The sequence below is a fragment of the Nonomuraea sp. NPDC049709 genome, from assembly GCF_040674815.1.
Classification (GTDB): Bacteria; Actinomycetota; Actinomycetes; order Streptosporangiales; family Streptosporangiaceae; genus Nonomuraea.
Genome location: NZ_JBFANM010000128.1, coordinates 1 through 21,520 on the forward strand (window position 1 = coordinate 1; position 21,520 = coordinate 21,520).

Sequence of the window (21,520 nt, forward strand, 5' to 3'; positions counted from 1 at the left end):
CGCCCTGGCGGGGGGCGTGTTCGTGGTGTTTTGCGGGTGAATGTTGGTCATGCGCAAGTTGCCGGCCGCGGGGTCGCCCCCGGCGTCGACGCCGACGCCGGGGGCGACCCAGCAGGTGGACCAGGCGCCGGTGACGCCGCCGGAGGATCTGATGCGCGAGCACGGCGTGCTCAAGCGGATCCTGCTGATCTACCGGGAGGGCATCCGGCGGATCAACGCCGGCGAGCAGGTGCCGGCCCAGGCGCTGAACGCCGGCGCACGCATCATCCGCAGCTTCATCGAGGACTACCACGAGCAGCTGGAGGAGCGGTACGTGTTCCCGCGCCTGGTCAAGGCGGGAAAGCTGACCGACACCGTCCCGGTGCTCCTGCTGCAGCACCGGCGCGGGCGCGTCGTGACCGGCCGGATCATCGCGGCCACCGGCGGCGCCACGCCCACGGCCTCGCCCGGTCCGGCCCATCAGCGCCTCGTCGCCGACATGAGCGCGTTCATCCGCATGTACGAGCCGCACGAGGCCCGCGAGGACACCGTCGTCTTCCCGGCGCTGCGCGAGGTGGTCCCGACCAAGGAGTTCCTGGAGATGGCCGACATCTTCGAGGACGAGGAGCACCGCCGGTTCGGCGCGGCCGGTTTCACCGGCGTCGTCAACCAGGTCGCCGACATCGAGAAGACGCTCGGCATCTACAACCTCAACCAGTTCACCCCGCGCGGCTGACCGGCACCCACGGCTCAACCCGTGGCGGACACCGGCTCCGCCTCGGTACGCGGTCGCGCGGGATCTGCCGGGGGTGTCACATGTCGAGCTGCAGCGTCACCTTCTTGTGGGTCGGCAGGTAGCCGAGCGCGTCGTTGACGGCCCGCATGTGGCGGTTGCCGTCGGCGGTGTCGGTCAGCAAGCCGTCGAGCTCCGGGTAGCGCTCGCGGGCCTGGCGGACGGCCTCGGCCTTCATCCAGCGGGCCAGGCCGTGCCCGCGATGCGCGGGGAGCACCCCGGTGCCGTAGTGCTGGGCATCGCCCCTGCCGTCCCCGGGGACGACCAGCTCGGTGAAACCGGCGATGGAGCCATCCGACTCGGCGACGGCGACGACGGTGTGGAGCTGCTCGCCCCGGCTCTCGATCGCCCGCGCCGCTTCGCGTACCCGGTCGACGTCCCACGTCACGGTGCCGTAGTCGACCTCGTCCATCGGCATGTCGTCCATGGCGTGGCGGGACGCGGCGAACGTCTCGGCCAGCTCGTCCGGCACGACGCCGTCCCACGCGGCCAGCCGGTAGCCGGGGTGCGGGCTGCGTACGAGCTCCTTGAGGCCGGCCAGGTCGGCCCCGGCCAGCGGCAGCCGCGCGTAGGTCAAGGTCAGAACCTTGCGGAAGCCGCGCGCCGACAGGAACGCCTCCCCCGGCGCACCGGGCTCCGCCTCCGCGATGACGCGGCGCCGGCCTTCCACCCGGGCCGCGGCCAGCGCGGTGGTCAGCAGGGCGGACCCGACGCCGCTACGCCGCTCGGCCGGGTGGACCTGGAGCTCGAGCTCGGCCAGGTGCTCCTGGCCCGCCCTGGTGAACAGGCGGAGGAACGCCGATCCGGCGGGCACGCCGCCGGGCAGCGCGGCCAGCCAGGCCAGGCGGCGGCTGGAGGAAGTGGGGTGGGGGTCTGTCAGCGGGGTGATGCGAATCGACACGATGTCTCCGGCTTGGGGAGGTGGGTGGGAACAGGGCTGCGGTTTCGCCGCTGAACGGTCCTGCGCATCTGCTGCACACCTCCCTCGAGAACGGCCCCGGCATCGGGCGCGATCAGCACTATAGCGGTGTTGCGCGGGCGTGATCGTGACCCGGGTTCTCCTCGCGGAGCGCTGGCCGGGCTGCTGTCGCCGGTGGACGGCATCGAGGTGGCCGTCTCCGGCCTGGGCGTGCGGGCCGAGGGCGGCGCCGACCTGCTGCCAGGTGGCCACGCCGGCGTGCAGGAGGCTCAGGCGTCCGGGCGGCTCACCCGCCTTCGCCTGCGGCGACGGCCGACCAGCCCGCCGACGGCGGTGATCACGGCCGTTCCGACCTCGCCCACCAGGGGCTCGCGCTCCTCCTCCGCGGTGGGCCCGGAATCCGGGTGTGCGGGCTCGACGCAGCCGGCACGGCAGGCCTCCAGCTGGGCCGCGAACGCCATCCCCAGAAAGAGCGCGATCGAGCTGAGGAACGACCACAGCAGCAGCGCCATGACGGCGGTCAGCGGCCCGTACGTGTCGCCGAACGTGCTGTTGTACTCGGTGTAGAGGGCCAGGGCCAGGGTGAAGAGTGTCCATAAGCCCAGCGCCACCAGCGCTCCCGCGGCCAGCCACGTATGCCCGGGCTGCCTGCGCCTGGGCGAGGCCCTGAACAGGGTGACCGTGGAGGCGAGCGCGAGCAGGAAGCCGAGCGGCCAGCGGACGAACGCGAAGGCCTGGCGTCCCGCGTCGCCCCAGCCGTACGTCTCGCTCAGCGCGTCGCCGAGCTCACCACCGCTCACCAGGACCGTGAACCCGGTGATCATGCAGAGGCCGGCGGTCAGCGCGAGCACGGTCGCCCGGGCGTACTTGCGATGGAACGGCCGGTCCCGCTCGATGCCGTAGATCCGGTTCGCCCCCCGCTCGAACTGCGCCATCGCACTGGCCAGCGCGGCGAGCGTGGTGGCCAGGCCGAGCCAGAGCGCCAGCTCGTCCCGGGTGCCGTTCCCGCCTTGCAGCACCTGCATCACGGCCTCGGCGCCGCTCCCGGGCGCCAGCGCGCTCAGCGTGAGCCGCAGCACCCGGCCCAGCTCCTCCTGATGGGTGACCGCGCTCAAACCGACCAGGGCGATCGCGCCGGGGATGATCGCCAGGCAGATCTGGAAGGCCAGAGCCCGCGAGTGGCTCATGCCATCGCCGTAGCGGAACCTGACGAACGAGTCGTGCACGAAGTGCCAGCCGCCGTACTTGCGCAGCGTCTCCCACGCATCGTCGGCGGACAGCTCCTCGCCGCTCATGGTGCGGGTCTGGGGGACGGTGACCGTGGATCCCACGGCGGACGTTCTACCCCACTTCGCGGAATTCAAGTGGTTCGCGGCCCATCACGGAAACGGGGGGATGCCCCCTGCGCTGGAGGCGTTCCGCATCGCCGGCCACCCTGAACAGCCTCAGCCTGGGGTCGAGCGTCGGCTGTGCGTGGTGGCCATGGTGCCGTGGTCGCGGAGCCTGGTCAAAAGCCTTTGAGACGTTGCGGCGCGCTGGCTAGTCTGCCGTTCATGATCTCGCTCGCGCGGCGCCGCCTGACCCCTGCCGAAACCGGCCCGGCGCTGCGCGCTCTGAGCGAGTGGACGCCGGTCGATGCCCCGGGCGGCGGCCTCCATCCCGGGGACGTGGGGTGGTATCTGCGGTTCGACGACGCGGCCGTTCTTCTTTGGACCGATGGTGGGGAACCGGTGGCAGCCGGCTTCTTCGACGGCCCCGTGCTGCGCGTGACCGCCGCGCCGGGCACCGATCTCGGGGCGCTCGCGGCCGATGCCGAGGAGCTGCTCGAGCCCGGCAACGATCAGTCCGACGGTCTGCCTGTGCCCGGGTGGGAGCTCGATCAGAAGGAGTCGTGGCTCGTCATGTCGTGGACCCCGCGGCCGGTGTCGAGCCGGGCCGAACCGGTCGGTGCGGACGGTGCGGCCGACCGGGTGCTGGTGCAGCGGTCCGCGTTCGCGGGATCGACGTTCACCGTCGAGCGCTGGCGCACGATGAAGCGGTCGCCGGCGGGCGGGCTGGCCGTGGAGGCGCTCGTGCGTACGCCAGCTGGGGAGCCCGCGGCCGCGGCGACCGGATGGTTCGCGGGGTTGGGCAGGTGCGGGCTGCTCGAGCCGGTCGGCACGCATCCGGACCATCGCGGGCACGGCTACGGGCGCGATGCCGTGCTGGGCGCGTGCGCGGCTCTCGCCGATCGGGGTGCGAGCGCGGTCGCCGTCGTGACACCGTCCACGAACGAGGCGGCGGTGGCGCTCTATCGATCGGCCGGGTTCGCCGTCCTGCGCGAGAATCGCGATTGGGTTCGCGCCTGAGGAGCGAAGCTGATCGACCGCTCACCGCAGATAGTCGCCGGCCTCGGCGCCGAGTACGTTCAGAAGGGCCAGAGCCTCGGCGGCAGGGGAGCCTGGCGGCGCGCTGTAGAGCACGAGGTGCTGGTCGCGGTCCTTGAGCGTGAGCGTGTCGCAGTCGACGGTGATCTCCCCGACGACCGGGTGACGGAAGGTCTTCGTGAGCGTCGGTGCGGCCTGTACGTCGTGCCGCTCCCACAGCCGGGCGAACTCGGGGCTGGCGTCGCGGAGCTCGTCGACGAGTTCGGCCACCGCGGGGTCGGACGGGTACCGGGCGAGGGTGGAGCGCAGCTCCATGACGACGTGGTGCCGGAACTCCGCGGCGTCGGAGATGCCGTACAGCGTCGCGTCGGCGCGCGCCGGCCCGAGGAAGGCGCGGCGCGCGAGATTGCGGTCCCGCGGGGCGAGCTCGGCGAAGTTCTCCATGAGCGCGGCCGCCAGGTCGTTCCACGCGAGCACCTCGAACGCGGCCGATATCACGAAGGCGGCCGTCTGCGGCAGCCGCTCGAGGAGCGCGAGGATGCTCGGGCGGACGTCGCGCCGATGCAGTCCGGCACCGCTCGGCGCGGTGCCCGCGAGGACGTGCAGGTGGTCGGATTCGGCGTCGGTGAGCCGCAGCGCGCCGGCGATCCCGGCGAGGACCCCGCCCGACGGTCGCGGCGCCCTGCCCTGTTCGAGCCGGATGTAGTACTCCGTGGAGATGTGCGCGAGGACCGCCACCTCCTCGCGGCGCAGACCCGGTGTCCGGCGTCGCGGGCCCGAGGGCAGGCCGGCGTCCTCCGGCCGGAGCCGCTCGCGTCGGCTGCGGAGGAACGCACCGAGTTCCTGTTTGTCCATACCCCCAAGTCTGCACGCTGTGCGGCGATGGATCCTGGTACCGTCTGTGCCTGCATCCGGCCTGGCCGCCGGCCTGACACTGTCGGCATGACGAACGACATCGATATCGCACCCATCGGCCTGCTCACCGGCAAGGTCGTGTTCATCACCGGCGCCAGCCGCGGCATCGGGGCGGCCGCGGCCCGGCTCTTCGCCCGCGAGGGGGCCGCCGTCGTGCTCGCCGCCCGCGGCACCGACGCCCTCCAGCGGATCGTCACCGAGATCCGTGCCGACGGCGGCGTCGCGGACGCGGTGACCGTGGACCTCGCCGACCGTGCGAGCATCCGCGCCGCGGTCGACCGCGTGGAGGAGCTGCACGGACGGCTCGACGGCGCGTTCAACAACGGTGCGGCGATCCAGCAGCCCGGCCCGCTCGACACCACGAGCGACGAGGACATCGACGAGCAGTTCGCGGTGAACTTCCGGGCGCACTGGACCGCCATGACCGCCGAGGCCGCACTCATGCGCCGGGACGGTGGCGGGGCCATCGTCAACACCTCGAGCATCGGCAGCCGCCGCGCGAACCCCGCCCTCCCCGCGTACGGCGCCATGAAGCGCGCGCTCAACAGCATCACCGAGACGGCAGCCGCGACCTGGGGCCGCCAGGGCATCCGGGTGAACGGCATCACCCCCGGCGGCACCGCCACGGAGATGATCGACGCGTGGGAGGCGGTGTCCCCGGGCATCATCGAGCGCAACAACGCGGCGACCCCGCTCGGCCGCATGGCCGAGCCGCGCGAGGTGGCCGAGGTGGCCGCGTGGCTGCTCAGCGACCGTGCCTCGATGGTGACCGGCGCGATCGTGCCGGTCGACGGCGGCGCCGGCGCCTGACATGGCAAGCCGTGGCGGCACGGCGCCGGCCGTCTCACGACCAGGTGACCGGCAGCGAACGTACGCCGAAGATGAGCATCTCGTCGCGTACCGGGACCTGCTCGGCCGGCACCGCCAGGCGCAGACCCGGCAGGCGGGAGAGCAGCTCGCCCAGCCCGATCCGCAGCTCGATCCGGGCCAGCTGCTGCCCCAGGCACTGGTGAACCCCGTGCCCGAAGGCCAGGTGCGGAGTCCGCGGACGGCGCACGTCGAGCGTGTCGGGGTCGTCCCAGTGCCGGGGGTCCCGGTTGACCTCGGGCGTGGCGATCACGACGGTCGCGCCGGCGGGGAGGTCCACACCGCCCAGCGTCACCGGTTCGGTGGCGACCCGGCTGACCCCGAGCTGCAGGATCGACAGGAACCGCAGCAGCTCCTCCACCGCGTTGTCGATCAGGCCCGGATCGGCGCGTAGCGCCGCGAGCTGGTCCGGGTGCTCCAGCAGCGCGAACGTGCCCAGGCCCAGCATGTTCGCCGTGGTCTCATGGCCCGCGGTGAGCAGCAGGAGGGCGACATCCACCAGCTGCGCGTCCGTCAGGGCCGGGTCGGTGTCGTGGACGAGGCCGGACAGCAGGTCGTCGGCGGGGGTCGAGCGCTTGGCGGCCACCAGCCGCCGCATGAACGCGTACAGCTCGGCGCGCGCCGTGGCCTGCTCCCGCGGGGTCGAGCTCGCGTTCAGCCCGACGGCCGTACGCTGCTGGAACTCCGCGCGGTCGGCGTGGTCCACGCCCAGCAACTCGCAGATGACCAGCGACGGCAGCGGCAACGCGAACGCCGGCACCAGATCGGCCTCCGTGCCCGCCGCCTTCATCGCCTCGACGTGCTCGACCGCGATCTCCCTCACCCGCGACTCGAGCTCCCGCATCCGCCGCACCGTGAACTGTCCCGTCAGTGAGCGCCGCAGCCGGGTGTGCTCCGGCGGGTCCATGAAGACGAAGATCCCGTCCTCCCGCTCCGCCTTCGCCTCGGCCGGCTCGTGCGGCCGCAGCGACGTCGCGTCCCGGTGGCGCATCTTGTCGGCGCTGAAGCGCGCGTCCGACAGCACCGTACGGGCCTCCTCGAACCCCGTCACCAGCCACGCCCGAGCGCCATTGAGCAGGTCCAGCGGCCGGACCGCGCCCTGTCCCCGCAGGCCGGGCGGCGGATCGAACGGGTCGCGTCCGCGCTCCACCATCTCCGCGGGCAGGATCCGCCGCATCGTCGCGGTGCTCACGCTCGCGGATTTCTCGGTCATGGGGCACGTCCTGTCTCTGGAGGGAAGGGATCGCCGTCGTAGAGTACGCAGCTGTATCTAATAGGGAGACACCGTAGATCACCGCGATAAGATACGCAAGCGAACCTTAAATGCGGGCCGGATCGCTTCGGGTCTCCCCGGAAATTCCCGAAGAAGATGTCGCCGAGGATGTCGAGAACGGCCTGGCGGCTCCGTCTCACGGGTGGATGCGGCCACCGTGGCCGTACGACACCAAGGAGAACCAGCATGACGATCCGGCGGATGGACAACGTCCTCATCGTTGTCGACGACCTCGACGCTGTTATCGCGTTCTTCGTCGAACTCGGCATGGAGCTGGAGGCCAAGGCACCGATCGAGGGACGCTGGGTGGAGCGTGTCATCGGGATCGACGACGTCCGGGAGGACGTCGCAATGCTGCGGGCCCCGGACGGCCACGGCCGGATCGAGCTGGCGAAGTTCCACAAGCCGAAGGCGATCAGCGTCGTGCCGAAGGACGCGCCGGCGAACACGCTGGGCATTCGCCGCATCATGTTCGCCGTCGACGACATCGAGGACGTCATTGCCCGCCTGCGCACCCACGGCGCCGAACTCGTCGGCGAGCTGGCGCAGTACGAGGACAGCTTCCGGCTCTGCTACGTCCGCGGCCCCGAGGGCATCGTCGTCGGACTGGCCGAACAGCTCGGCTGAGGGCTGCCGGAGGCATCGTACGGCCTCGCGCGCCGGCGGTGAGGCCGGCGGTCTTCGACGGCAGGGTCAGTGCGAATGAACCTGCTCGTGCGCCTCTTCGAGCGTCGATCCCGCCAGGAGCGCCGCGATCCCGCTGGTGAAGTGGGAGCACTCGAAGATGTCCTGGTGCGGGCAGGCCAGGCCGTGGGCGATGGCGGTGCGTGCCACCTGGGCCTGGGCGATCCGTCGCTCCAGCTCGGCGAGCTTGCGCTGGTACAGCTCCCGCCAGCCGTCGCCGGCCGGCGAGCGAGACGCGATGAACGCTTTGACCTCCCGCAACGTGAAACCGACATCTCGCAGCAACACCACCACACCGACCAGTTGGACCGCCGATGGCGGATAACGCCGCTGGCCCGAGACCCGGGCCGGTGCCGGGAGCAGGCCGAGCTCCTCCCAGTAGCGCAGGGCGGAGGTGGCGACACCCGTGCGGCTCGCCAGCTCACCAATCGTCAGCTGCTCGTCCATTTGACTTCAAGCGTACTTGAAGCCGTTGACTGCGATCATGCAGACAGCAGGTACCTCTCTCAAGCAACGCGCGCTCAGAAGATTGGTGCGCCAGGCGCACCACCCCCGGGGCATCCTCGGGTGGGCGATCGGCTGGATGTTCGCCCACCGCCCCTCCAACCGGCAGCGCAACATCTGGGCGGTGTCGTTGCTGGACGTGCAGCCCACCGACCGGGTGCTCGAGATCGGCTTCGGTCCCGGCGTCGCCATCGCCGAGTTCGCCGGCCGCGCCACCCGGGGCCACGTCTTCGGCGTCGACCACTCGCAGGCCATGGTCCGGCAGGCCGCCCGCCGCAACGCCGCCGCCGTCCGAGCCGGCCGCGTGCACCTCGCGCACGCCTCCGTGGAGCGGTTGCCGAGCTTCGGCGATCCGCTCGACGCCATCCTCGCCGTCAACTCCGTGGGGTTCTGGCCCGACCCGGTGCAGCGGCTTCGCGAGCTGCGCCGCCTGCTGCGCCCCGCGGGACGCATCGCGCTCGTCAGCCAGCCCCGCTGCCCCGGTGCCACCCGGGACACCACGGCCCGGGCCGCCCAGGAACTCCAGGACCTGCTCACCCAGGCCGGCTTCACCCATCTCCGGGTCGAGACCCTTGAGCTCGACCCGCCCGTTGCCTGCGTGCTCGCCGGCAATCCGACCCGCATGCCGTCATGACCGCGGACTGTGACGGCCGGGCTGTTTCGACGACCCTCCAGGTCAACCGACCGCTGCGTTCTTCGCAGGGCAGGTACGCCCCTTCAGCGTGCGGACGCCATGAGCAATCCAGAATTGGTCCTCAATCGGCCCACAGGATCGGACCTCATTGCGGGTACCGATTCCTGCCAGGCTGAGTGCATGACAACGACAGCGACCCGCTTCGACGGCCGGCTCCTCACGCCTGGCGACGCCGGCTACGACACCGCCCGTACCGTCTGGAACGCCATGATCGACCGGCGACCACGCATGATCGTCCGCGCGGCGAGCGTCGCCGACGTGGTCGCCGCCGTGCGGATGGCCCGGGGACTGGACCTGGAGATCGGCGTGCGCTGCGGCGGCCACAACGTCGCCGGTTTCGCCGTGCCGGACGACGGTCTCATGATCGACCTGACGCCCATGGGCGGCGTGCGGATCGACCCGGCCCGTCGCCGGGCCCGGGTGCAGGGCGGCGCGCTGCTCGGCGCGCTGGACCGGGCGTCCCAGGCGTACGGCCTGGCCACCACCGCCGGCAACGTCTCGCACACCGGCGTCGGCGGGCTCACGCTCGGCGGCGGCATGGGCTGGCTGGCCCGCCAGTACGGCCTGGCCTGCGACAACGTCATCTCGTACACGATGGTCACCGCCGAGGGGGACCTGGTGACCGCGAGCCGCACCGAGAACCCCGACCTGTTCTGGGGCCTGCGCGGCGGTGGTGGCAACTTCGGCATCGTCACCGAGTTCGAGTTCCAGCTGCATCGCACCGGCACGCGGACCCTGGTCGCCGAGTTCGACTTCCGCGCCGAGGACGCCGTCCCGGTCATCGAGGGCTGGCGCGACCTGAACGCCGTCGCGCCCCGGCAGGCGACGTTCACCGCCAGTGTCGGCAGCGGCCCCACCGGCCCGATCGCCACGCTGGGGTACGTGTGGGTCGGCGACCCGGCCGAGGGCCGCCGGCTGCTCCCCGCGATGCGGGCGCTCGGGCGTCCCGTCGCCTCCCGCGTCACCACACCGTCCTACCTCGAACTGCAGCAACGCGACGACTCCACCGGCGGCCACACCTACCGCCGCTACTCCAAGGGGCACTACCTGCGGCGATTCCCGACCTCGGCGATCGAGGCGTTCCTGCTGCGCGGCGGCACCGACCTGAGCGCGAGCCCGTACCTGCCGGGCGTCGGCCTGCAGGCGCACGGCGGCGCGATCGCCGAGGTGCCGGAGGCCGACGCGGCGTTCAGCCATCGCGGGACGATGTTCGAGTTCGGTGCCGGGTCGCGGTGGACCGACCCGGCCGAGGACGACATCAGGATGGATGCCGCCCGCGCCGCCGGGACCGCGCTGGAGCCGTACGCGAGTGGGGTGTACGTCAACTCGCTGACGGCCGACGAGCTGACCGACGGGCAGGGCGGCGTACGGCGGGCGTACTCGGCGGCGAAGCTGGCCCGGCTGACCGCGGTGAAGACCGCGTACGACCCGGCCAACGTGTTCCACCTGAACCAGAACATCCGCCCGGCGCGCTGACGCGCATGTCCTCGGATGTGCCGCCCGCGCGGGATCAGGGTCCCCGTACCTCCCGGATGGCCCTGGCCAGCAGCGAGACCCCCTCGGCGATGGCGCTCTCGCCGAGGATGGCGTAGCCGAAGATGAGGCCGCCCGGTCCGGTGCCGGAGATCCGGTACGGGCCGACGCCGTGGATGCGGAGCCCGCGCCGCGCGGCGGCCGTCACCACCGCCGTCTCATCGAGGTCGGGCGGGAGCCAGGCGACCACATGCTGCCCGGCGGCGACCCCGGCCGGGTGCAGCTCGGGCAGGTGAGTGCGCAGGGCGCCGAGCAGCGCGTCGCGGCGGCGGCGGTACACCGGACGCATCCGGCGCAGGTGGCGGTCGAACTCGCCGCGCGCGAGGAAGTCGGCGAACGTCAACTGGTCGATGACCGGCGAACCGCGGTCGGCGAGCACCTTCGCCTCGGCGACGTCGGCGACCAGGTGGGGAGGCAGCACCAGCCAGCCGAGCCGCAACCCCGGCGCGAGCGTCTTGCTGGCCGTACCGCAGTAGACGACATGATCGGGCGCCAGGCCCTGCATGGCGCCCACCGGCGACCGGTCGTAGCGGTATTCCGCGTCGTAGTCGTCCTCGATCACGATCGCGCCGCGGCGCTTCGCCCAGCGGATCACCTCGGCCCGCGCCGCGGCCGACAGCACTCCCCCGGTGGGCCACTGGTGCGACGGCGTGAGCACGACCGCATCGGCGTCGGCCTGGTGGAGCGCATCGACCTGAACGCCGTCCGGACCCACCGGGATGCCGACCACATCCAGACCGGCGGCGCCGGCCAGCACCCGGGCGTCGTCGTTGGACGACGGGTCCTCCAGGGCGATCCGCCTGGCGCCGTGCCGGACGAGCACCTGGATCAGCAGCGAGATGCCCTGCCCGTAGCCGCTGCAGATCACCACGTTGCCCGGGACGGCCGACGTGCCGCGCACCCGGTTGAGGTAGTCGCACAGGGCCCCGTGCAGTTCCGGCACGCCACGCCCGTCGAGGTAGGCGAACCGGTCGTTGGGCGTGGTGGTGAGCACGCGGCGGACCGAGCGCAGCCAGGCGGCCCGCGGGAACTGTGACACGTCGGTGCGCCCGTACCCGAAGTCGACCCTGAAGCCGGCTGCGCGCGCGACCGGCCGTGCCACCGAAGCCGCGGGGCCCGCGTCGGCGGCGGCCGGCGGCATCAACGCGGCGACCTGGGTGTAACCGCCCGATCGGCTGGCGAGGTAGCCCTCGGCGACGAGCTGCTGGTAGGCCTCCACGACCACCCCGCGTGACACCCCCAGGCCGGCCGCGAGCGTGCGGCTGGGCGGCAGCGACGCGCCCGCGCGCAGCCGGCCGGCCCGGATGCCGGCGCGGATGGACGCCTCGATCTGCCGGTGCAGCGGCACCCCGGCATCACGGTCCAGCTCGATGAGCAGGTCCTCGGCCGGCCCCGAATTGGTCCTCAATCGGCCCACAGGATCGGACCCTATCGGCGGGTACCGATTCCTGCCAGGCTGAGCGACCCGCCGGGCCGCCCGCCCGGCGTCTCAGCCCGTCCATCGGCGCCGAATCAGCATTCGTTCCTCAACTCAGACCGGCCGGCTACCGGATCTGTGACGATGTCGGCGGGGTTGTTCGTCGCGGCGATTGTCCCGGGACCAGTGGGAGGCGGGCAGAACCTCACGGTACGCGGGTGCGCGGTTCAGGGCTGCGATCGCCGGGCGGCTCAGCGGAGCTCTTGGATGCGGACCAGGTTTCCGGCGGGATCACGGAAGGCGCAGTCGCGGACCCCGTACGGCTGCTCGATCGGCTCCTGGACGACCTCGGCGTCGTCGGCCTCCAGCCGCTCGAAGATGCCGTCGATGTCGGCGGTGGCCAGGATGATCCAGCCGTAGGTGCCCTTGGCCATCATCTCGGCGATGGTGCGGCGCTCGTCGTCGGTGATGCCGGGGTCGGCGGCCGGCGGCCCGAGGAGGATGGACGTGCCGGGCTGGTCCTTGGGGCCGACCGTGATCCAGCGCATCTTGCCGCTTCCGACGTCGTTGCGGACCTCGAATCCGAGGGTGTCGCGCCAGAAGGCCAGGGAGGCGTCCGGGTCGTCGTGCGGGAGGAAGGTCGTGTGGATGGTGATTTCCATGGGAGTCACGCTAGGCGTGGACGACGCGTTCCGCCATCAGCCCGGCCAGCACCCGCGGCAGCAGATGGGTTCTCTTTGATCAGGAGTTACGCCGGTAACCGGACAGTTCCGCACCACCACACCGGGTGTTCCCGGGTCAGGATTGTTCGGGTGCTCGCGGGACGAGCAGCCCTCGGTTGAATGCCTCGGTGACGGCGGCGGCGCGGTCGTTCACGCCGAGCTTGGCGTAGATGTTCAGCAGGTGGCTCTTGACCGTGGCCTCGGTGATGAACAGCAGGGCGGCCGCCTCACGGTTGGTGTTGCCGGCCGCCACGAGCTGGAGGACCTCGAGTTCGCGGTGGCTGAGCAGTTGCGGCGCGGGTGTCCTGATCCGGTTCATCAGCCGCGCCGCCACCGACGGGGACAGGACGCTCTCGCCCCTGGCGGCGGCTCGCGCACCCCGCAGCAGGTCCTCCCGGGGGGAGTCCTTGAGGAGGTAGCCGGTCGCGCCGGCCTCGATCGCCGGAAGTACGTGGGTGTCGGTGTCGTACGTCGTCAGCACCAGTACGCGCGAGGTGACGCCGAGCCTGGTCAGCTCGGTGATCGCGGTAAGCCCGTCCATGCCCGGCATCCGCAGGTCCATCAGGATCACGTCGGGCTGGAGCTCCTTGGCGAGCCGTACGGCCGCGGCGCCGTCCGCGGCCTCCCCCACCACCTCGAATCCCGGCGCGGAGGCGAACATGCTGCTCAGCCCGTCCCTGACGACGGGGTGGTCGTCCGCGACCAGCAGCCGGATCGGGGGCTCGGCGGCCGGATCAGCCGTGCGATCGGTCATGTGCGGCTCCCGGCCGGCAGCGTGGGGACGCAGGCCGAGACTCCGGTGCCGGCGCCGGGCCCGGACTCGATCCGCAGGCTCCCGGACAGCCTTTCGACGCGCTGCCGCATGATGGTCAGGCCGAACCCGCCGTCGCGGGAGGTCGGCTGCGGCCCGCCGTCCGCCGCCGTACCGGCTTCGAGACCGGCGGGATCGAAGCCCCTGCCGTCGTCTCGTACGTCCAGCGCCACCTCGTTCTCCAGGTAGGACAGCGTCACCCCGACCCGGGTCGCGTGCGCGTGCTTGGCCACGTTGGCCAGGGCCTCCTGTGCCGTGCGCAGCAGCGCGAACTCGGCCTCGGGTGCCATCGGCCGCACCGTGCCGGTCGTCGTGACCTGGACGGCGAGCCCGTGCAGCTTGGACCACCGGTCGGCGACATCGGCGAGTGCGTCGCTCAGGCGCGCGGTGTCCAGCGGCTCGGGCCGGAGCGCGTCGACCGAGCGCCGGGCCTCGGCCAGGCTCTCCCTGGCCAGCCTCTTGACGGCGTCGAAGGGCCGGCGCCACGGGGCCGGGACCTCGTGCATCTGTTCGGCGGCCTGGAGCTGCGTGATGATCCCGGTGAGCCCCTGTGCCAGCGTGTCGTGGATCTCGCGTGCCATCCGCTGCCGCTCGTCGAGAACCCCTGCCTCCCTGGCTTGGGTGAGCAGCTGGGCGTGCAGGCCGGCGTTCTCGGCGAGCGTCGCCTCCAGCAGGCGGTTCGTCCGGCTCAGCTCCGCGAGGGCCCGCACGCGCTGCTTCTTCTCGTCCTCCGCGAGCTGCAGGAGCCAGGCGGTGACGCACATCATGACGAGGTTGACGACCACGATGAGCACGTAGATCGTCAGGCCGGCAGCGGTCGTCTTGGGCACGCTGGACGCCTGCGCGGTGCCGGCCAGCACCGCCACGGCGGCCACGCCTGACAGCCGCCACGGCCAGGGAAGGACCGTGAAGGCGTAGATGTAGGCGGCGGGGGTGAACAACCCGAACATGGGGTCGCGCACCACCAGGATCGCGGTGATCGCCACCAGCCCGGTGAAGAACACCACCATGATCCGTGGCCGCTCCCACCAGGCGGGACGCAGGGTGAACATGACCAGCATCCACGCCGCGGCCAGCCCGCACAGGCCGAGGTTGACGAGCACCGCACCGTCGCCCGGCGCGTATTTCACCAACACGATGAAGACGACGAGGCCGGCCAGCAACGTGTACGGCACCACGGTGACCAGGAAGAACGGCGGCTGTTCCCGCGCCGCGGTCCTGGGCTGTGGCCTCTGCCCGCTCAAAACCCCTCCCACCGTGGCGAGTCTATTCCCAGCGGAACCAGCCGACCGCGACGACCGCGCACCCGACCGCGTAGGCCGGCAGGGCGGTCATCGCCAGGATGGCCAGGTTGAACAAGATCAGGACAGGCACGTAGAGGTCGAAGTCCGTCAGGCCGCCGTTGGCCTCCTGGGGCTCCCGCAACGCGGGGATGCTGCCGAGGATGATCAACACGATCACCGGTCAGTGGCCGGCCTAGCGAAGGCGCCGGCGGAGGCGGCGAGCACGGCCGTCCTGGCTGCCTGGTCGGGCAGGTCCGGGTCGGGTGGCGTACGGAGTAGGACCAGCTGGTGGTACACCGGTGCGGTGGCGGCGACGAGCAGCCGCCGCGCGTCGGTGTCCGGTGGGAGCTCGCCGCGCCGCACGGCCCGGCTGACAATGACCTCGCAGCGGGCGTACCGGTCCTCCCAGAGCCGCCGCACGCCGCGGGCGGCTTCCTCGGAGCGGAACGAGGCGGCGATCAGGGCTGAGACGATGGGCGGCTGCGCGGTCAGGGACGCCTGGCTCTCGTGGTTCAGCGCCGCCAGGTCGCCCTGCAGGGAGCCGGTGTCCTGGGGCTGCCAGTCATCGTCGCCCGCCGCCGCGAAGACGTCGGCGAGCAGGCCCCCGACGTCCCGCCAGCGCCGGTAGACCGTTGCGCGATGCACGCCCGCCCGTGCCGCGACGGCCTCCATGGTGAGCTCGTCGTAGCCGCGCTCCCCCAGCTCGGCGCGGACCGCGTCGAGAACCTGGGCACGGATGCGGCTGGTACGGCCACCCGGGCGGCGTCGGGTCGCCGGGCCGCCGTCCTCTGACGGTGGCACCGCGGGAGTCATCGCTCGTAACCCGTTTGCTCAGCAAGCAGCGTCATGACACCATCTTAAAGTAGCAACTGTCGCATTAGTGGCCTTGTCACTGCCCTTCCGAAGCGTTCGCCCGCCATGCGCAAGAGTCCAAGAGGAAACGATCCATGCAACCCCTTGTCCCCGCTGACCCGACCGTGCTGCATCCCATGCCCGGGCAGCCGCGGGTGGTGCTGCTCCGGCCGCTGGTCAAGTCTCCGCTGATCGAGGTCGGGGAGTATTCGTACTACGACGACCCGGACGATCCCACCGCGTTCGAGACCCGCAACGTGCTCTACCACTACGGCCCGGAGAAGCTGGTCATCGGCAGGTTCTGCGCGCTGGGCACGGGGGTGCGGTTCATCATGAACGGCGCCAACCACCGCATGGACGGCCCCTCGACCTTCCCCTTCCCCACCATGGGCGGCTCGTGGTCCGAGCACTTCGACCTGCTCACCGGTCTGCCGAACCGCGGGGACACCGTCGTCGGCAACGACGTCTGGTTCGGCTACGGCGCCACGGTGATGCCGGGCGTACGGATTGGGCACGGCGCGATCATCGGGGCCGGCGCCGTGGTCACCTCGGACGTGCCCGACTACGGGATCGTCGGCGGCAACCCGGCCCGGCTCATCCGCAGCCGCTACAGCGCCGAGGACGTCGCCCGGCTGCTGGCGGTGGCCTGGTGGGACTGGCCGGCGGAGCACATCACCGAGCACGTACGGACGATCATGTCGGGCGGCATCGCCGACCTGGAAGCCGCCGCCCCGGACAGCCGTCGCACGTGAGGCGGGCCTCGTCCCCATCAGCCCGTCCCCATCAGCCCGGTCCTGTCCGGTACGTCCCGCCCTGGGCCCGAAATGAGTGATCTTCCATGCCCCGTCGCCGTGCCCACATCGCCATGGTCGGCATCCCCGCCGTCAGCCACGTCCTGCCCAGCTTGGAGGTCATCCGCGAGCTGGTGGCACGCGGCCATCGGGTGACCTACGCCAACGACCCGGCGGTCGGCGACCTCATCGCCGGCACCGGCGCCGAACTGGTCACCTGCACCTCCGTGCTGCCGGTCGCCGACAACAACTGGCCCGACGACCCCATCGCCGCGATGGGCCTCTTCCTCGACAACGCCGTTCAGGCCCTCCCGCAGCTGCACGCCGCCTACGACCACGACCGCGCCGACCTCTACCTGTACGACATCGGCGCCTACGCCGCGCGCGCCCTCGCCGAAACGCAGGACCGCCCCGTCCTACAGCTGTCCCCGACCTTCGTGGCCTGGAAGAGCTACGACCAGGACGTGGCGGCACACCTGTGGCAACTGCCCGGCGCCGACGGCTACCGGGCGAAGTTCGCGCGGTGGCTCACCGACTCCGGAGCCGTCACCACCGACGTGGACACCTTCTCCGGCCTGCCCGCGCGGGCCCTGGCCCTGATCCCGCGAGCGATGCAACCGCACGCCGACCAGGTCGACACCGAAAGGGTGACCTTCGTCGGCCCCTGTTACGGCCCGCGAGGGGAGGAGGACGGCTGGACGCGTCCCGCCGATGCCGGGAACGTCCTGCTGATCTCCCTGGGCTCGGCGTACACCCGCCGGCCGGAGTTCTACCGCCAGTGCCTGGCGGCCTTCGGCGACCTGCCCGATTGGCACGTCGTCCTGCAGATCGGCCGGCACACCGACGCGCGGGAGCTGGGTGACATCCCGGCCAATGTCGAGGTGCACTCCTGGGTGCCCCAGCGGGCGATCCTGGAACAGGCCGACGCCTTCGTCACCCACGCCGGCATGGGCGGTTGCGGCGAAGGGCTGCTGGCCGGGGTGCCGATGATCGCCGTTCCGCAGGCCGCCGAACAGTTCCTCAACGCCGACCGTCTCGTGGAGCTGGGTGTCGCCCGCCGCATCGACACCCAGGACGCCACGGCCGAGTCCTTGCGGACCGCCCTGGGCGAGCTGGTCGCCGACCCGCAGGTCGCCCGCTGCTCGGCACGGCTCCAGGCCGAGGCCCGAGCCGAAGGCGGCACCACGCGGGCCGCCGACCTCATCGAGCGGATGCTGAGCTGATCTCTCACGTCAGGTGCGCTCGCAGGGTGGTCCCGCCGTCCACGGCCGGAGCTTGTCGGGGTTGCGGATGGCCCAGATGTGCTTGATCCGGTCGCCTGCGACGTCGAACGCGTACACCGTCACGGTGACGCCGTCACGCTGGGCGACCAGGCCGGGCCGGCCGTTGACCGTTCGCTCCAGGAGCGTCAGGTGGCGGAGCCGGCCGGCGAGGGTGACCAGGGCGCGCACGATCTGCTCGGCACCCTGGACCGGGTGGAGCAGGGCGCCGGCGGCGCCGCCGCCGTCGGCGATCACCGTGGCGTCGGGGTCGAGCAGGCCGATGAGGGCGTCGATGTCCTTGGCCTCCCAGGCCTGCTTGAAGTCCCTGACGACGCCGGTGGGCTGGGCTGCCGGGGTCGCGGAAGGCTGCGAGGCCCGGATGCGACGGCGGGCCGAGGAGGCCAGCTGGCGGCATGCCGCCGGAGTACGGCCGACGATCTCGGCCACCTCGGCGAAGGAATAGCTGAAGACGTCGTGCAGGACGAACGCGACGCGTTCAGCCGGGGTCATCGACTCGAGCACGACGAGGAAGGCCATGTTGACGGACTCGTCGAGGGTGACCCGGTCGGCCGGGTCACCGCCGGGCCGCGCGTTGATCCACTCGGTGGGTTCGGGCAGCGGCTCGGGGATCCATTCGCCCACGTAGGTCTCCCGCCGGGCCCGGGCCGAGGAGAGCAGGTTGAGGCAGATGCGGCCGGCGACCTTGGTCAGCCAGGCGCCGGGGACCTCGATGGCGTCCTGCTGCGGCTGCGGCAGGGCGTACCAGCGGGCGTAGGTCTCCTGTACGACATCCTCGGCGTCGGCCAGGGAGCCGAGGAGGCGGTACGCGAGATTGATCAGCTTGCGCCGCTCGTTCATGATCGCGCTCAGGCCCGGATCGGATCCGTCGTGTCCTGGCTCGGATTGGGTGGCCATCGTGTCGCTGACTCCCTCGGTGGTGACTGCCCTCACCAGTTCGACCAGACAGCGCGGCGAACTGTGAGGTCGGCAGGCCGCCTCACATTCCGGGGTGCTGTGTTGTCGAACTGGTGAGGCACCGCTGAGACCGAGAAAGGACGACCTCACCATGTCCACGCCCACGACGACCGCCAAGACGCCCGAGTCGCGTCTGCCCGACCTCACCCAGTTCTTCCCCGAACTGGCCGCGCTGTCCGCAGGCGTGATCAAGGCCACCCGGAACGGTTCGGTTCCGCCGGCCACCCTCAGCCTGGTGGTGCTGCGCGCCGCGCAGATCGTCGGCAGCACGTACCACGCTGTCCGGGTGACCGACAGTCTCCGCAAGGCCGGGGAGGCGGAGGAGCGCATCACCGCCGTGGCGACCTGGCGGGACGCCCCCTACTTCACCGACGCCGAGCGCGTCGCGCTGGAGCTCGTGGAGGCCGTCCTCACCTCGAACCCGTCCGGGGAGCGAGTCCCCGACGAGCTGTTCGCCCGGGCCCGCGCCCACTACGACGACAAGGCGCTGTGGACGCTCACCATGGCGATCGGCCACTTCTGCCTGTTCATGCCCGTGGCTCTCATCGGCAAGCCGATCCCCGGCAGGCCCATCGGAAAGAACTACAGCAAGTAATGCGTGCCGGCCCCGATGCGAGCGGCGACAACCACCCGAACGTTCGTCTCGACCCGAGGAGGAACCCCATGTCAGCAGCCCAGGCCACCAGCAACAAAGAGATCTTCCGGCACTTCCATGAGGCCGTCAACAGCGGCGATGCGGAGATCATCTCGAAGACGTTCGACGAGGTCGTCGCCCCGGACGTGCTGTTCCACGCGCCGGTGCCGAGCGAGGCGACGGGGCTGCAGGCGCTCAAGGACGTGTGGGCGGTGCTCCTCCGCGCCTTCCCCGACATCCACGTCGCGATCGAGGATCTGATCGCCGAAGGGGACAAGGTCGTCTCCAGGAACACGGTGACCGGGACCCACCTGGGCGAGTTCAGGGGCCTCCCGCCGACCGGCAGATCCATCACGTACAACGAGATCTTCATCGTCCGCCTCGACGGCGGCCGGGTCGTGGAGATCTGGGGGGTCGTCGACACCCTCTCGCAACTGCGGCAACTCGGCGCCATCCCGGCCTAGCGAAGCCGCTCCCCGGCACGGAGCAAGGTCGGCGACGGCTCAGGCCCGGAGCAGGTCGGCGAGCACCGCCGCCGAGCTGATCTCGGCATCCCTGGTGGCGGTGAGCAGGGTCAGCCCACCGTCGGCGGCGAGCTCGCGCAGGTGCGCCACGGCCTGCGCCCGCTCGGGGAAGGCCAGCTCGGCGCGGTAGCGGCGGGCGAACTCGGGGAAGCGCTCGGGGTCGTGGTGGTACCAGGTGCGCAGCTCAGGGGAGGGCGCGACCTGCTTGCACCACTCGTCGAGATCGAGCTCGGCCTTGGCGATCCCGCGCGGCCATATGCGATCGACCAGCACTCTGGCGCCGTCTTCCGCCGTCGGTTCCTCGTAGACCCGGCGTACCCGGATCCGGTTCCCGCGTGCCATCGTTGCCTCCCCCTGCCCTCCCCTACTCCCTGCCCAGGTTGCCCGAAGTCACGCAGGGTGAAGAGCCCAACCCCCCATGGGAGGGAGCCGCTGCCACGGGGCCGGTGGGCTTGGGGCAAGCTTGCTGGCGTGATGGCGATCCATTCGCTGCCCACGCAGCCCCAGGCGGAGCCCTACCAGATGATCAGCCGCCTCCCACCCCAGCACCTGCGCCCGTACGTGCTGGGGTGGGCCGGCTTCCGCACCCGGGCGGGAGAGCCCGCCGAGCCCAGCCGGATGCTGCCGCTCAACGCGGCCACCCTGATCATCGACTTCACCGGCATGGGACCGATCGTCACCGGTCCCCGCGCCACCACGACGTTCTCGGCCCGTACGCCGTGGCGGCACGGGGTGGCGGTCGGGCTCACCCCCGCCGGGATGGCGGCGCTGACGGGCACGCCCGTACGCGAGGTGGCCGGCACCACCACGCGGCTGGAGGAGCTCCTCGGCGCCCGTGCCGAGGAGCTGACCGACCGGCTGATCGCGCCGGGAAGCTGGGCGGACCGCTTCAGACTGCTGGAGGAGCGGTTGACGGCGTGGCTGCGCCCCGACGCCGGCCGCAACGACCTGATCATGCACGCCTGGTGGCGGCTGCAGGAGCCGTCCGGCCCGCCCACCATCGGATCCCTCGCCGACGAGCTGGGCGTCAGCCGCCGTCACATCGAGCTCGGATTCCGCCGGCTGGTGGGCTTGTCGCCCAAGACGGTGGCCCGGATCGCCCGGTTCCAGCGGACCGTGGACACGTTGAGACGGCCCTCGGCCACGCTGGGCGATGCCGTCGCCTGCGGTTACGCCGACCAGCCGCACCTCACCCGCGAGATCCGGGCGATGGCGCAGATGACGCCGAAGCAGCTGTTCGCATTCGTTCAATACACCGAGCGGCACACCGGCTAGCGTGACCTTCCGCTCCGGACCGAACGAGTGCCGGAGAAGGAAGGGGCAACACGTCATGGCAGGCGTTCTCGCGGCCGATCCCACCCTCGCCGACTTCGGCAAGGACCCGCTGTGGATCACCATCGTCAAGGCCGTGATGCTGTTCCTCTTCCTCGCGCTGGGAGTCGTCTTCGGGGTCTGGTTCGAGCGCAAGCTGATCTCGCGGATGCAGAACCGCTACGGGCCCAACCGGGCCGGTAAGTTCGGCCTGCTGCAGTCGGTCGCCGACGCGATCAAGATGGGCCTGAAGGAGGACCTCTTCCCACGCACGGTGGATCGGGTGCTCTACCTGCTGGCTCCGATCATCATGGTCGTGCCGGCGTTCCTGGCCTTCTCGATCGTGCCGTTCGGGCCGGTCGTGAACCTGTTCGGCGTGCAGACGCCGCTGCAGCTGGTCGACCTGCCGGT

The 21,520-nt window shown here is 71.5% G+C and carries 25 protein-coding genes; 12 read left to right on the forward strand and 13 right to left on the reverse strand.

Going from position 1 to position 21,520, the window contains the following annotated elements; translation table 11 throughout:
* The first annotated feature begins 49 nt into the window (after nt 1-49).
* Nucleotides 50-715, forward strand: a complete 666-nt coding sequence (locus AB0J69_RS57785) for a hemerythrin domain-containing protein (protein ID WP_364137107.1) — start codon at nt 50-52, stop codon at nt 713-715.
* A gap of 76 nt (nt 716-791) precedes the next feature.
* On the opposite strand, the gene AB0J69_RS57790 is transcribed toward AB0J69_RS57785, so the two are convergent.
* Both AB0J69_RS57790 and AB0J69_RS57795 read right to left on the reverse strand, forming a co-directional pair.
* A complete protein-coding gene (locus tag AB0J69_RS57790; RefSeq protein ID WP_364137109.1) occupies nt 792-1,673 on the reverse strand; it encodes a GNAT family N-acetyltransferase in 882 nt (293 codons plus the stop codon).
* Nucleotides 1,674-1,960: 287 nt separating this feature from the next.
* Entirely contained in the window at nt 1,961-3,022 is a 1,062-nt protein-coding gene (locus tag AB0J69_RS57795; RefSeq protein ID WP_364137111.1) for a YihY/virulence factor BrkB family protein, read from the reverse strand.
* 222 nt (nt 3,023-3,244) lie between these two features.
* Between AB0J69_RS57795 and AB0J69_RS57800 the strand changes: the two genes are divergently transcribed.
* A complete protein-coding gene (locus tag AB0J69_RS57800) occupies nt 3,245-4,039 on the forward strand; it encodes a GNAT family N-acetyltransferase (protein ID WP_364137112.1) in 795 nt (264 codons plus the stop codon).
* Between the two features lie 21 nt (nt 4,040-4,060).
* Here the strand turns inward: AB0J69_RS57800 and AB0J69_RS57805 are convergent, their stop codons facing one another.
* Complete coding sequence (locus AB0J69_RS57805) at nt 4,061-4,912, reverse strand: helix-turn-helix transcriptional regulator (RefSeq protein ID WP_364137114.1); 852 nt, start codon at nt 4,910-4,912, stop codon at nt 4,061-4,063.
* An 87-nt stretch (nt 4,913-4,999) separates the two neighbouring features.
* On the opposite strand from AB0J69_RS57805, the gene AB0J69_RS57810 reads away from it, so the two are divergent.
* Nucleotides 5,000-5,782 (forward strand): SDR family oxidoreductase, encoded by a 783-nt coding sequence (locus tag AB0J69_RS57810; protein WP_364137116.1) that lies wholly within the window; start codon nt 5,000-5,002, stop codon nt 5,780-5,782.
* Between the two features lie 34 nt (nt 5,783-5,816).
* Here the strand turns inward: AB0J69_RS57810 and AB0J69_RS57815 are convergent, their stop codons facing one another.
* Nucleotides 5,817-7,052, reverse strand: a complete 1,236-nt coding sequence (locus tag AB0J69_RS57815) for a cytochrome P450 (protein ID WP_364137118.1) — start codon at nt 7,050-7,052, stop codon at nt 5,817-5,819.
* Nucleotides 7,053-7,298: 246 nt separating this feature from the next.
* On the opposite strand from AB0J69_RS57815, the gene AB0J69_RS57820 reads away from it, so the two are divergent.
* The gene (locus AB0J69_RS57820; protein ID WP_364137120.1) at nt 7,299-7,739 is read left to right on the forward strand and encodes a VOC family protein; all 441 of its coding nucleotides are present in this window, start codon (nt 7,299-7,301) and stop codon (nt 7,737-7,739) included.
* Between the two features lie 66 nt (nt 7,740-7,805).
* On the opposite strand, the gene AB0J69_RS57825 is transcribed toward AB0J69_RS57820, so the two are convergent.
* The gene (locus tag AB0J69_RS57825; RefSeq protein WP_364137122.1) at nt 7,806-8,243 is read right to left on the reverse strand and encodes a MerR family transcriptional regulator; all 438 of its coding nucleotides are present in this window, start codon (nt 8,241-8,243) and stop codon (nt 7,806-7,808) included.
* Between the two features lie 37 nt (nt 8,244-8,280).
* Between AB0J69_RS57825 and AB0J69_RS57830 the strand changes: the two genes are divergently transcribed.
* Nucleotides 8,281-8,934 carry a methyltransferase domain-containing protein gene (locus tag AB0J69_RS57830; RefSeq protein WP_364137123.1) on the forward strand — a complete coding sequence of 218 codons (654 nt, stop codon included), beginning with the start codon at nt 8,281-8,283 and terminating at the stop codon, nt 8,932-8,934.
* Nucleotides 8,935-9,114: 180 nt separating this feature from the next.
* Nucleotides 9,115-10,470 carry an FAD-binding protein gene (locus tag AB0J69_RS57835; protein WP_364137125.1) on the forward strand — a complete coding sequence of 452 codons (1,356 nt, stop codon included), beginning with the start codon at nt 9,115-9,117 and terminating at the stop codon, nt 10,468-10,470.
* Between the two features lie 34 nt (nt 10,471-10,504).
* On the opposite strand, the gene AB0J69_RS57840 is transcribed toward AB0J69_RS57835, so the two are convergent.
* The 6 genes from AB0J69_RS57840 to AB0J69_RS57865 all read right to left on the reverse strand — a co-directional run bounded on the left by AB0J69_RS57840 (nt 10,505) and on the right by AB0J69_RS57865 (nt 15,561).
* Nucleotides 10,505-11,935, reverse strand: a complete 1,431-nt coding sequence (locus AB0J69_RS57840; protein ID WP_364137127.1) for a PLP-dependent aminotransferase family protein — start codon at nt 11,933-11,935, stop codon at nt 10,505-10,507.
* Between the two features lie 260 nt (nt 11,936-12,195).
* Complete coding sequence (locus tag AB0J69_RS57845; protein WP_364137129.1) at nt 12,196-12,606, reverse strand: VOC family protein; 411 nt, start codon at nt 12,604-12,606, stop codon at nt 12,196-12,198.
* 136 nt (nt 12,607-12,742) lie between these two features.
* Nucleotides 12,743-13,420, reverse strand: a complete 678-nt coding sequence (locus tag AB0J69_RS57850) for a response regulator transcription factor (protein ID WP_364137131.1) — start codon at nt 13,418-13,420, stop codon at nt 12,743-12,745.
* Complete coding sequence (locus AB0J69_RS57855) at nt 13,417-14,721, reverse strand: sensor histidine kinase (RefSeq protein ID WP_364137133.1); 1,305 nt, start codon at nt 14,719-14,721, stop codon at nt 13,417-13,419. The genes AB0J69_RS57850 and AB0J69_RS57855 overlap by 4 nt, the downstream gene beginning before the upstream one ends.
* A gap of 22 nt (nt 14,722-14,743) precedes the next feature.
* Nucleotides 14,744-14,938 (reverse strand): hypothetical protein, encoded by a 195-nt coding sequence (locus tag AB0J69_RS57860; RefSeq protein WP_364137135.1) that lies wholly within the window; start codon nt 14,936-14,938, stop codon nt 14,744-14,746.
* A complete protein-coding gene (locus AB0J69_RS57865) occupies nt 14,935-15,561 on the reverse strand; it encodes a TetR/AcrR family transcriptional regulator (RefSeq protein ID WP_364137136.1) in 627 nt (208 codons plus the stop codon). Before AB0J69_RS57865 ends, AB0J69_RS57860 begins: the two co-directional genes overlap by 4 nt.
* A gap of 146 nt (nt 15,562-15,707) precedes the next feature.
* Between AB0J69_RS57865 and AB0J69_RS57870 the strand changes: the two genes are divergently transcribed.
* The gene (locus AB0J69_RS57870; RefSeq protein ID WP_364137138.1) at nt 15,708-16,364 is read left to right on the forward strand and encodes a CatB-related O-acetyltransferase; all 657 of its coding nucleotides are present in this window, start codon (nt 15,708-15,710) and stop codon (nt 16,362-16,364) included.
* Between the two features lie 86 nt (nt 16,365-16,450).
* Nucleotides 16,451-17,626, forward strand: a complete 1,176-nt coding sequence (locus AB0J69_RS57875; protein ID WP_364137140.1) for a macrolide family glycosyltransferase — start codon at nt 16,451-16,453, stop codon at nt 17,624-17,626.
* 9 nt (nt 17,627-17,635) lie between these two features.
* On the opposite strand, the gene sigJ is transcribed toward AB0J69_RS57875, so the two are convergent.
* Complete coding sequence (sigJ, locus tag AB0J69_RS57880; RefSeq protein WP_364137142.1) at nt 17,636-18,580, reverse strand: RNA polymerase sigma factor SigJ; 945 nt, start codon at nt 18,578-18,580, stop codon at nt 17,636-17,638.
* Nucleotides 18,581-18,731: 151 nt separating this feature from the next.
* Here sigJ and AB0J69_RS57885 point away from each other — a divergent pair, with 151 nt between their 5' ends.
* Together AB0J69_RS57885 and AB0J69_RS57890 are read left to right on the forward strand one after the other, a co-directional pair.
* Nucleotides 18,732-19,235, forward strand: coding sequence for a carboxymuconolactone decarboxylase family protein (locus tag AB0J69_RS57885; RefSeq protein ID WP_364137144.1), 504 nt, complete (start codon nt 18,732-18,734; stop codon nt 19,233-19,235).
* A 68-nt stretch (nt 19,236-19,303) separates the two neighbouring features.
* Nucleotides 19,304-19,738, forward strand: coding sequence for an ester cyclase (locus AB0J69_RS57890; RefSeq protein WP_364137146.1), 435 nt, complete (start codon nt 19,304-19,306; stop codon nt 19,736-19,738).
* Nucleotides 19,739-19,777: 39 nt separating this feature from the next.
* Here the strand turns inward: AB0J69_RS57890 and AB0J69_RS57895 are convergent, their stop codons facing one another.
* The gene (locus AB0J69_RS57895) at nt 19,778-20,140 is read right to left on the reverse strand and encodes a DUF488 family protein (protein WP_364137148.1); all 363 of its coding nucleotides are present in this window, start codon (nt 20,138-20,140) and stop codon (nt 19,778-19,780) included.
* A 132-nt stretch (nt 20,141-20,272) separates the two neighbouring features.
* On the opposite strand from AB0J69_RS57895, the gene AB0J69_RS57900 reads away from it, so the two are divergent.
* Nucleotides 20,273-21,073: a helix-turn-helix transcriptional regulator gene (locus AB0J69_RS57900; RefSeq protein WP_364137152.1), complete on the forward strand. Its 801-nt coding sequence runs from the start codon at nt 20,273-20,275 to the stop codon at nt 21,071-21,073.
* Nucleotides 21,074-21,128: 55 nt separating this feature from the next.
* Nucleotides 21,129-21,520 (forward strand): NADH-quinone oxidoreductase subunit H (locus AB0J69_RS57905; RefSeq protein WP_364137150.1); only part of this gene is annotated, 392 nt, incomplete at its 3' end.

What these genes read in the sequence shown, in the direction of transcription:
- AB0J69_RS57885 (WP_364137144.1), top strand. Translation starts at nt 18,732, where the DNA reads ATGTCCACGCCCACGACGACCGCCAAGACGCCCGAGTCGCGTCTGCCC.
- sigJ (WP_364137142.1), bottom strand. Translation starts at nt 18,580, where the DNA reads ATGGCCACCCAATCCGAGCCAGGACACGACGGATCCGATCCGGGCCTG.
- AB0J69_RS57890 (WP_364137146.1), top strand. Translation starts at nt 19,304, where the DNA reads ATGTCAGCAGCCCAGGCCACCAGCAACAAAGAGATCTTCCGGCACTTC.
- AB0J69_RS57835 (WP_364137125.1), top strand. Translation starts at nt 9,115, where the DNA reads ATGACAACGACAGCGACCCGCTTCGACGGCCGGCTCCTCACGCCTGGC.
- AB0J69_RS57870 (WP_364137138.1), top strand. Translation starts at nt 15,708, where the DNA reads ATGCAACCCCTTGTCCCCGCTGACCCGACCGTGCTGCATCCCATGCCC.
- AB0J69_RS57875 (WP_364137140.1), top strand. Translation starts at nt 16,451, where the DNA reads ATGCCCCGTCGCCGTGCCCACATCGCCATGGTCGGCATCCCCGCCGTC.
- AB0J69_RS57895 (WP_364137148.1), bottom strand. Translation starts at nt 20,140, where the DNA reads ATGGCACGCGGGAACCGGATCCGGGTACGCCGGGTCTACGAGGAACCG.
- AB0J69_RS57850 (WP_364137131.1), bottom strand. Translation starts at nt 13,420, where the DNA reads ATGACCGATCGCACGGCTGATCCGGCCGCCGAGCCCCCGATCCGGCTG.
- AB0J69_RS57810 (WP_364137116.1), top strand. Translation starts at nt 5,000, where the DNA reads ATGACGAACGACATCGATATCGCACCCATCGGCCTGCTCACCGGCAAG.
- AB0J69_RS57785 (WP_364137107.1), top strand. Translation starts at nt 50, where the DNA reads ATGCGCAAGTTGCCGGCCGCGGGGTCGCCCCCGGCGTCGACGCCGACG.
- AB0J69_RS57825 (WP_364137122.1), bottom strand. Translation starts at nt 8,243, where the DNA reads ATGGACGAGCAGCTGACGATTGGTGAGCTGGCGAGCCGCACGGGTGTC.
- AB0J69_RS57830 (WP_364137123.1), top strand. Translation starts at nt 8,281, where the DNA reads ATGCAGACAGCAGGTACCTCTCTCAAGCAACGCGCGCTCAGAAGATTG.
- AB0J69_RS57805 (WP_364137114.1), bottom strand. Translation starts at nt 4,912, where the DNA reads ATGGACAAACAGGAACTCGGTGCGTTCCTCCGCAGCCGACGCGAGCGG.
- AB0J69_RS57820 (WP_364137120.1), top strand. Translation starts at nt 7,299, where the DNA reads ATGACGATCCGGCGGATGGACAACGTCCTCATCGTTGTCGACGACCTC.
- AB0J69_RS57900 (WP_364137152.1), top strand. Translation starts at nt 20,273, where the DNA reads ATGGCGATCCATTCGCTGCCCACGCAGCCCCAGGCGGAGCCCTACCAG.
- AB0J69_RS57800 (WP_364137112.1), top strand. Translation starts at nt 3,245, where the DNA reads ATGATCTCGCTCGCGCGGCGCCGCCTGACCCCTGCCGAAACCGGCCCG.
- AB0J69_RS57845 (WP_364137129.1), bottom strand. Translation starts at nt 12,606, where the DNA reads ATGGAAATCACCATCCACACGACCTTCCTCCCGCACGACGACCCGGAC.
- AB0J69_RS57815 (WP_364137118.1), bottom strand. Translation starts at nt 7,052, where the DNA reads ATGACCGAGAAATCCGCGAGCGTGAGCACCGCGACGATGCGGCGGATC.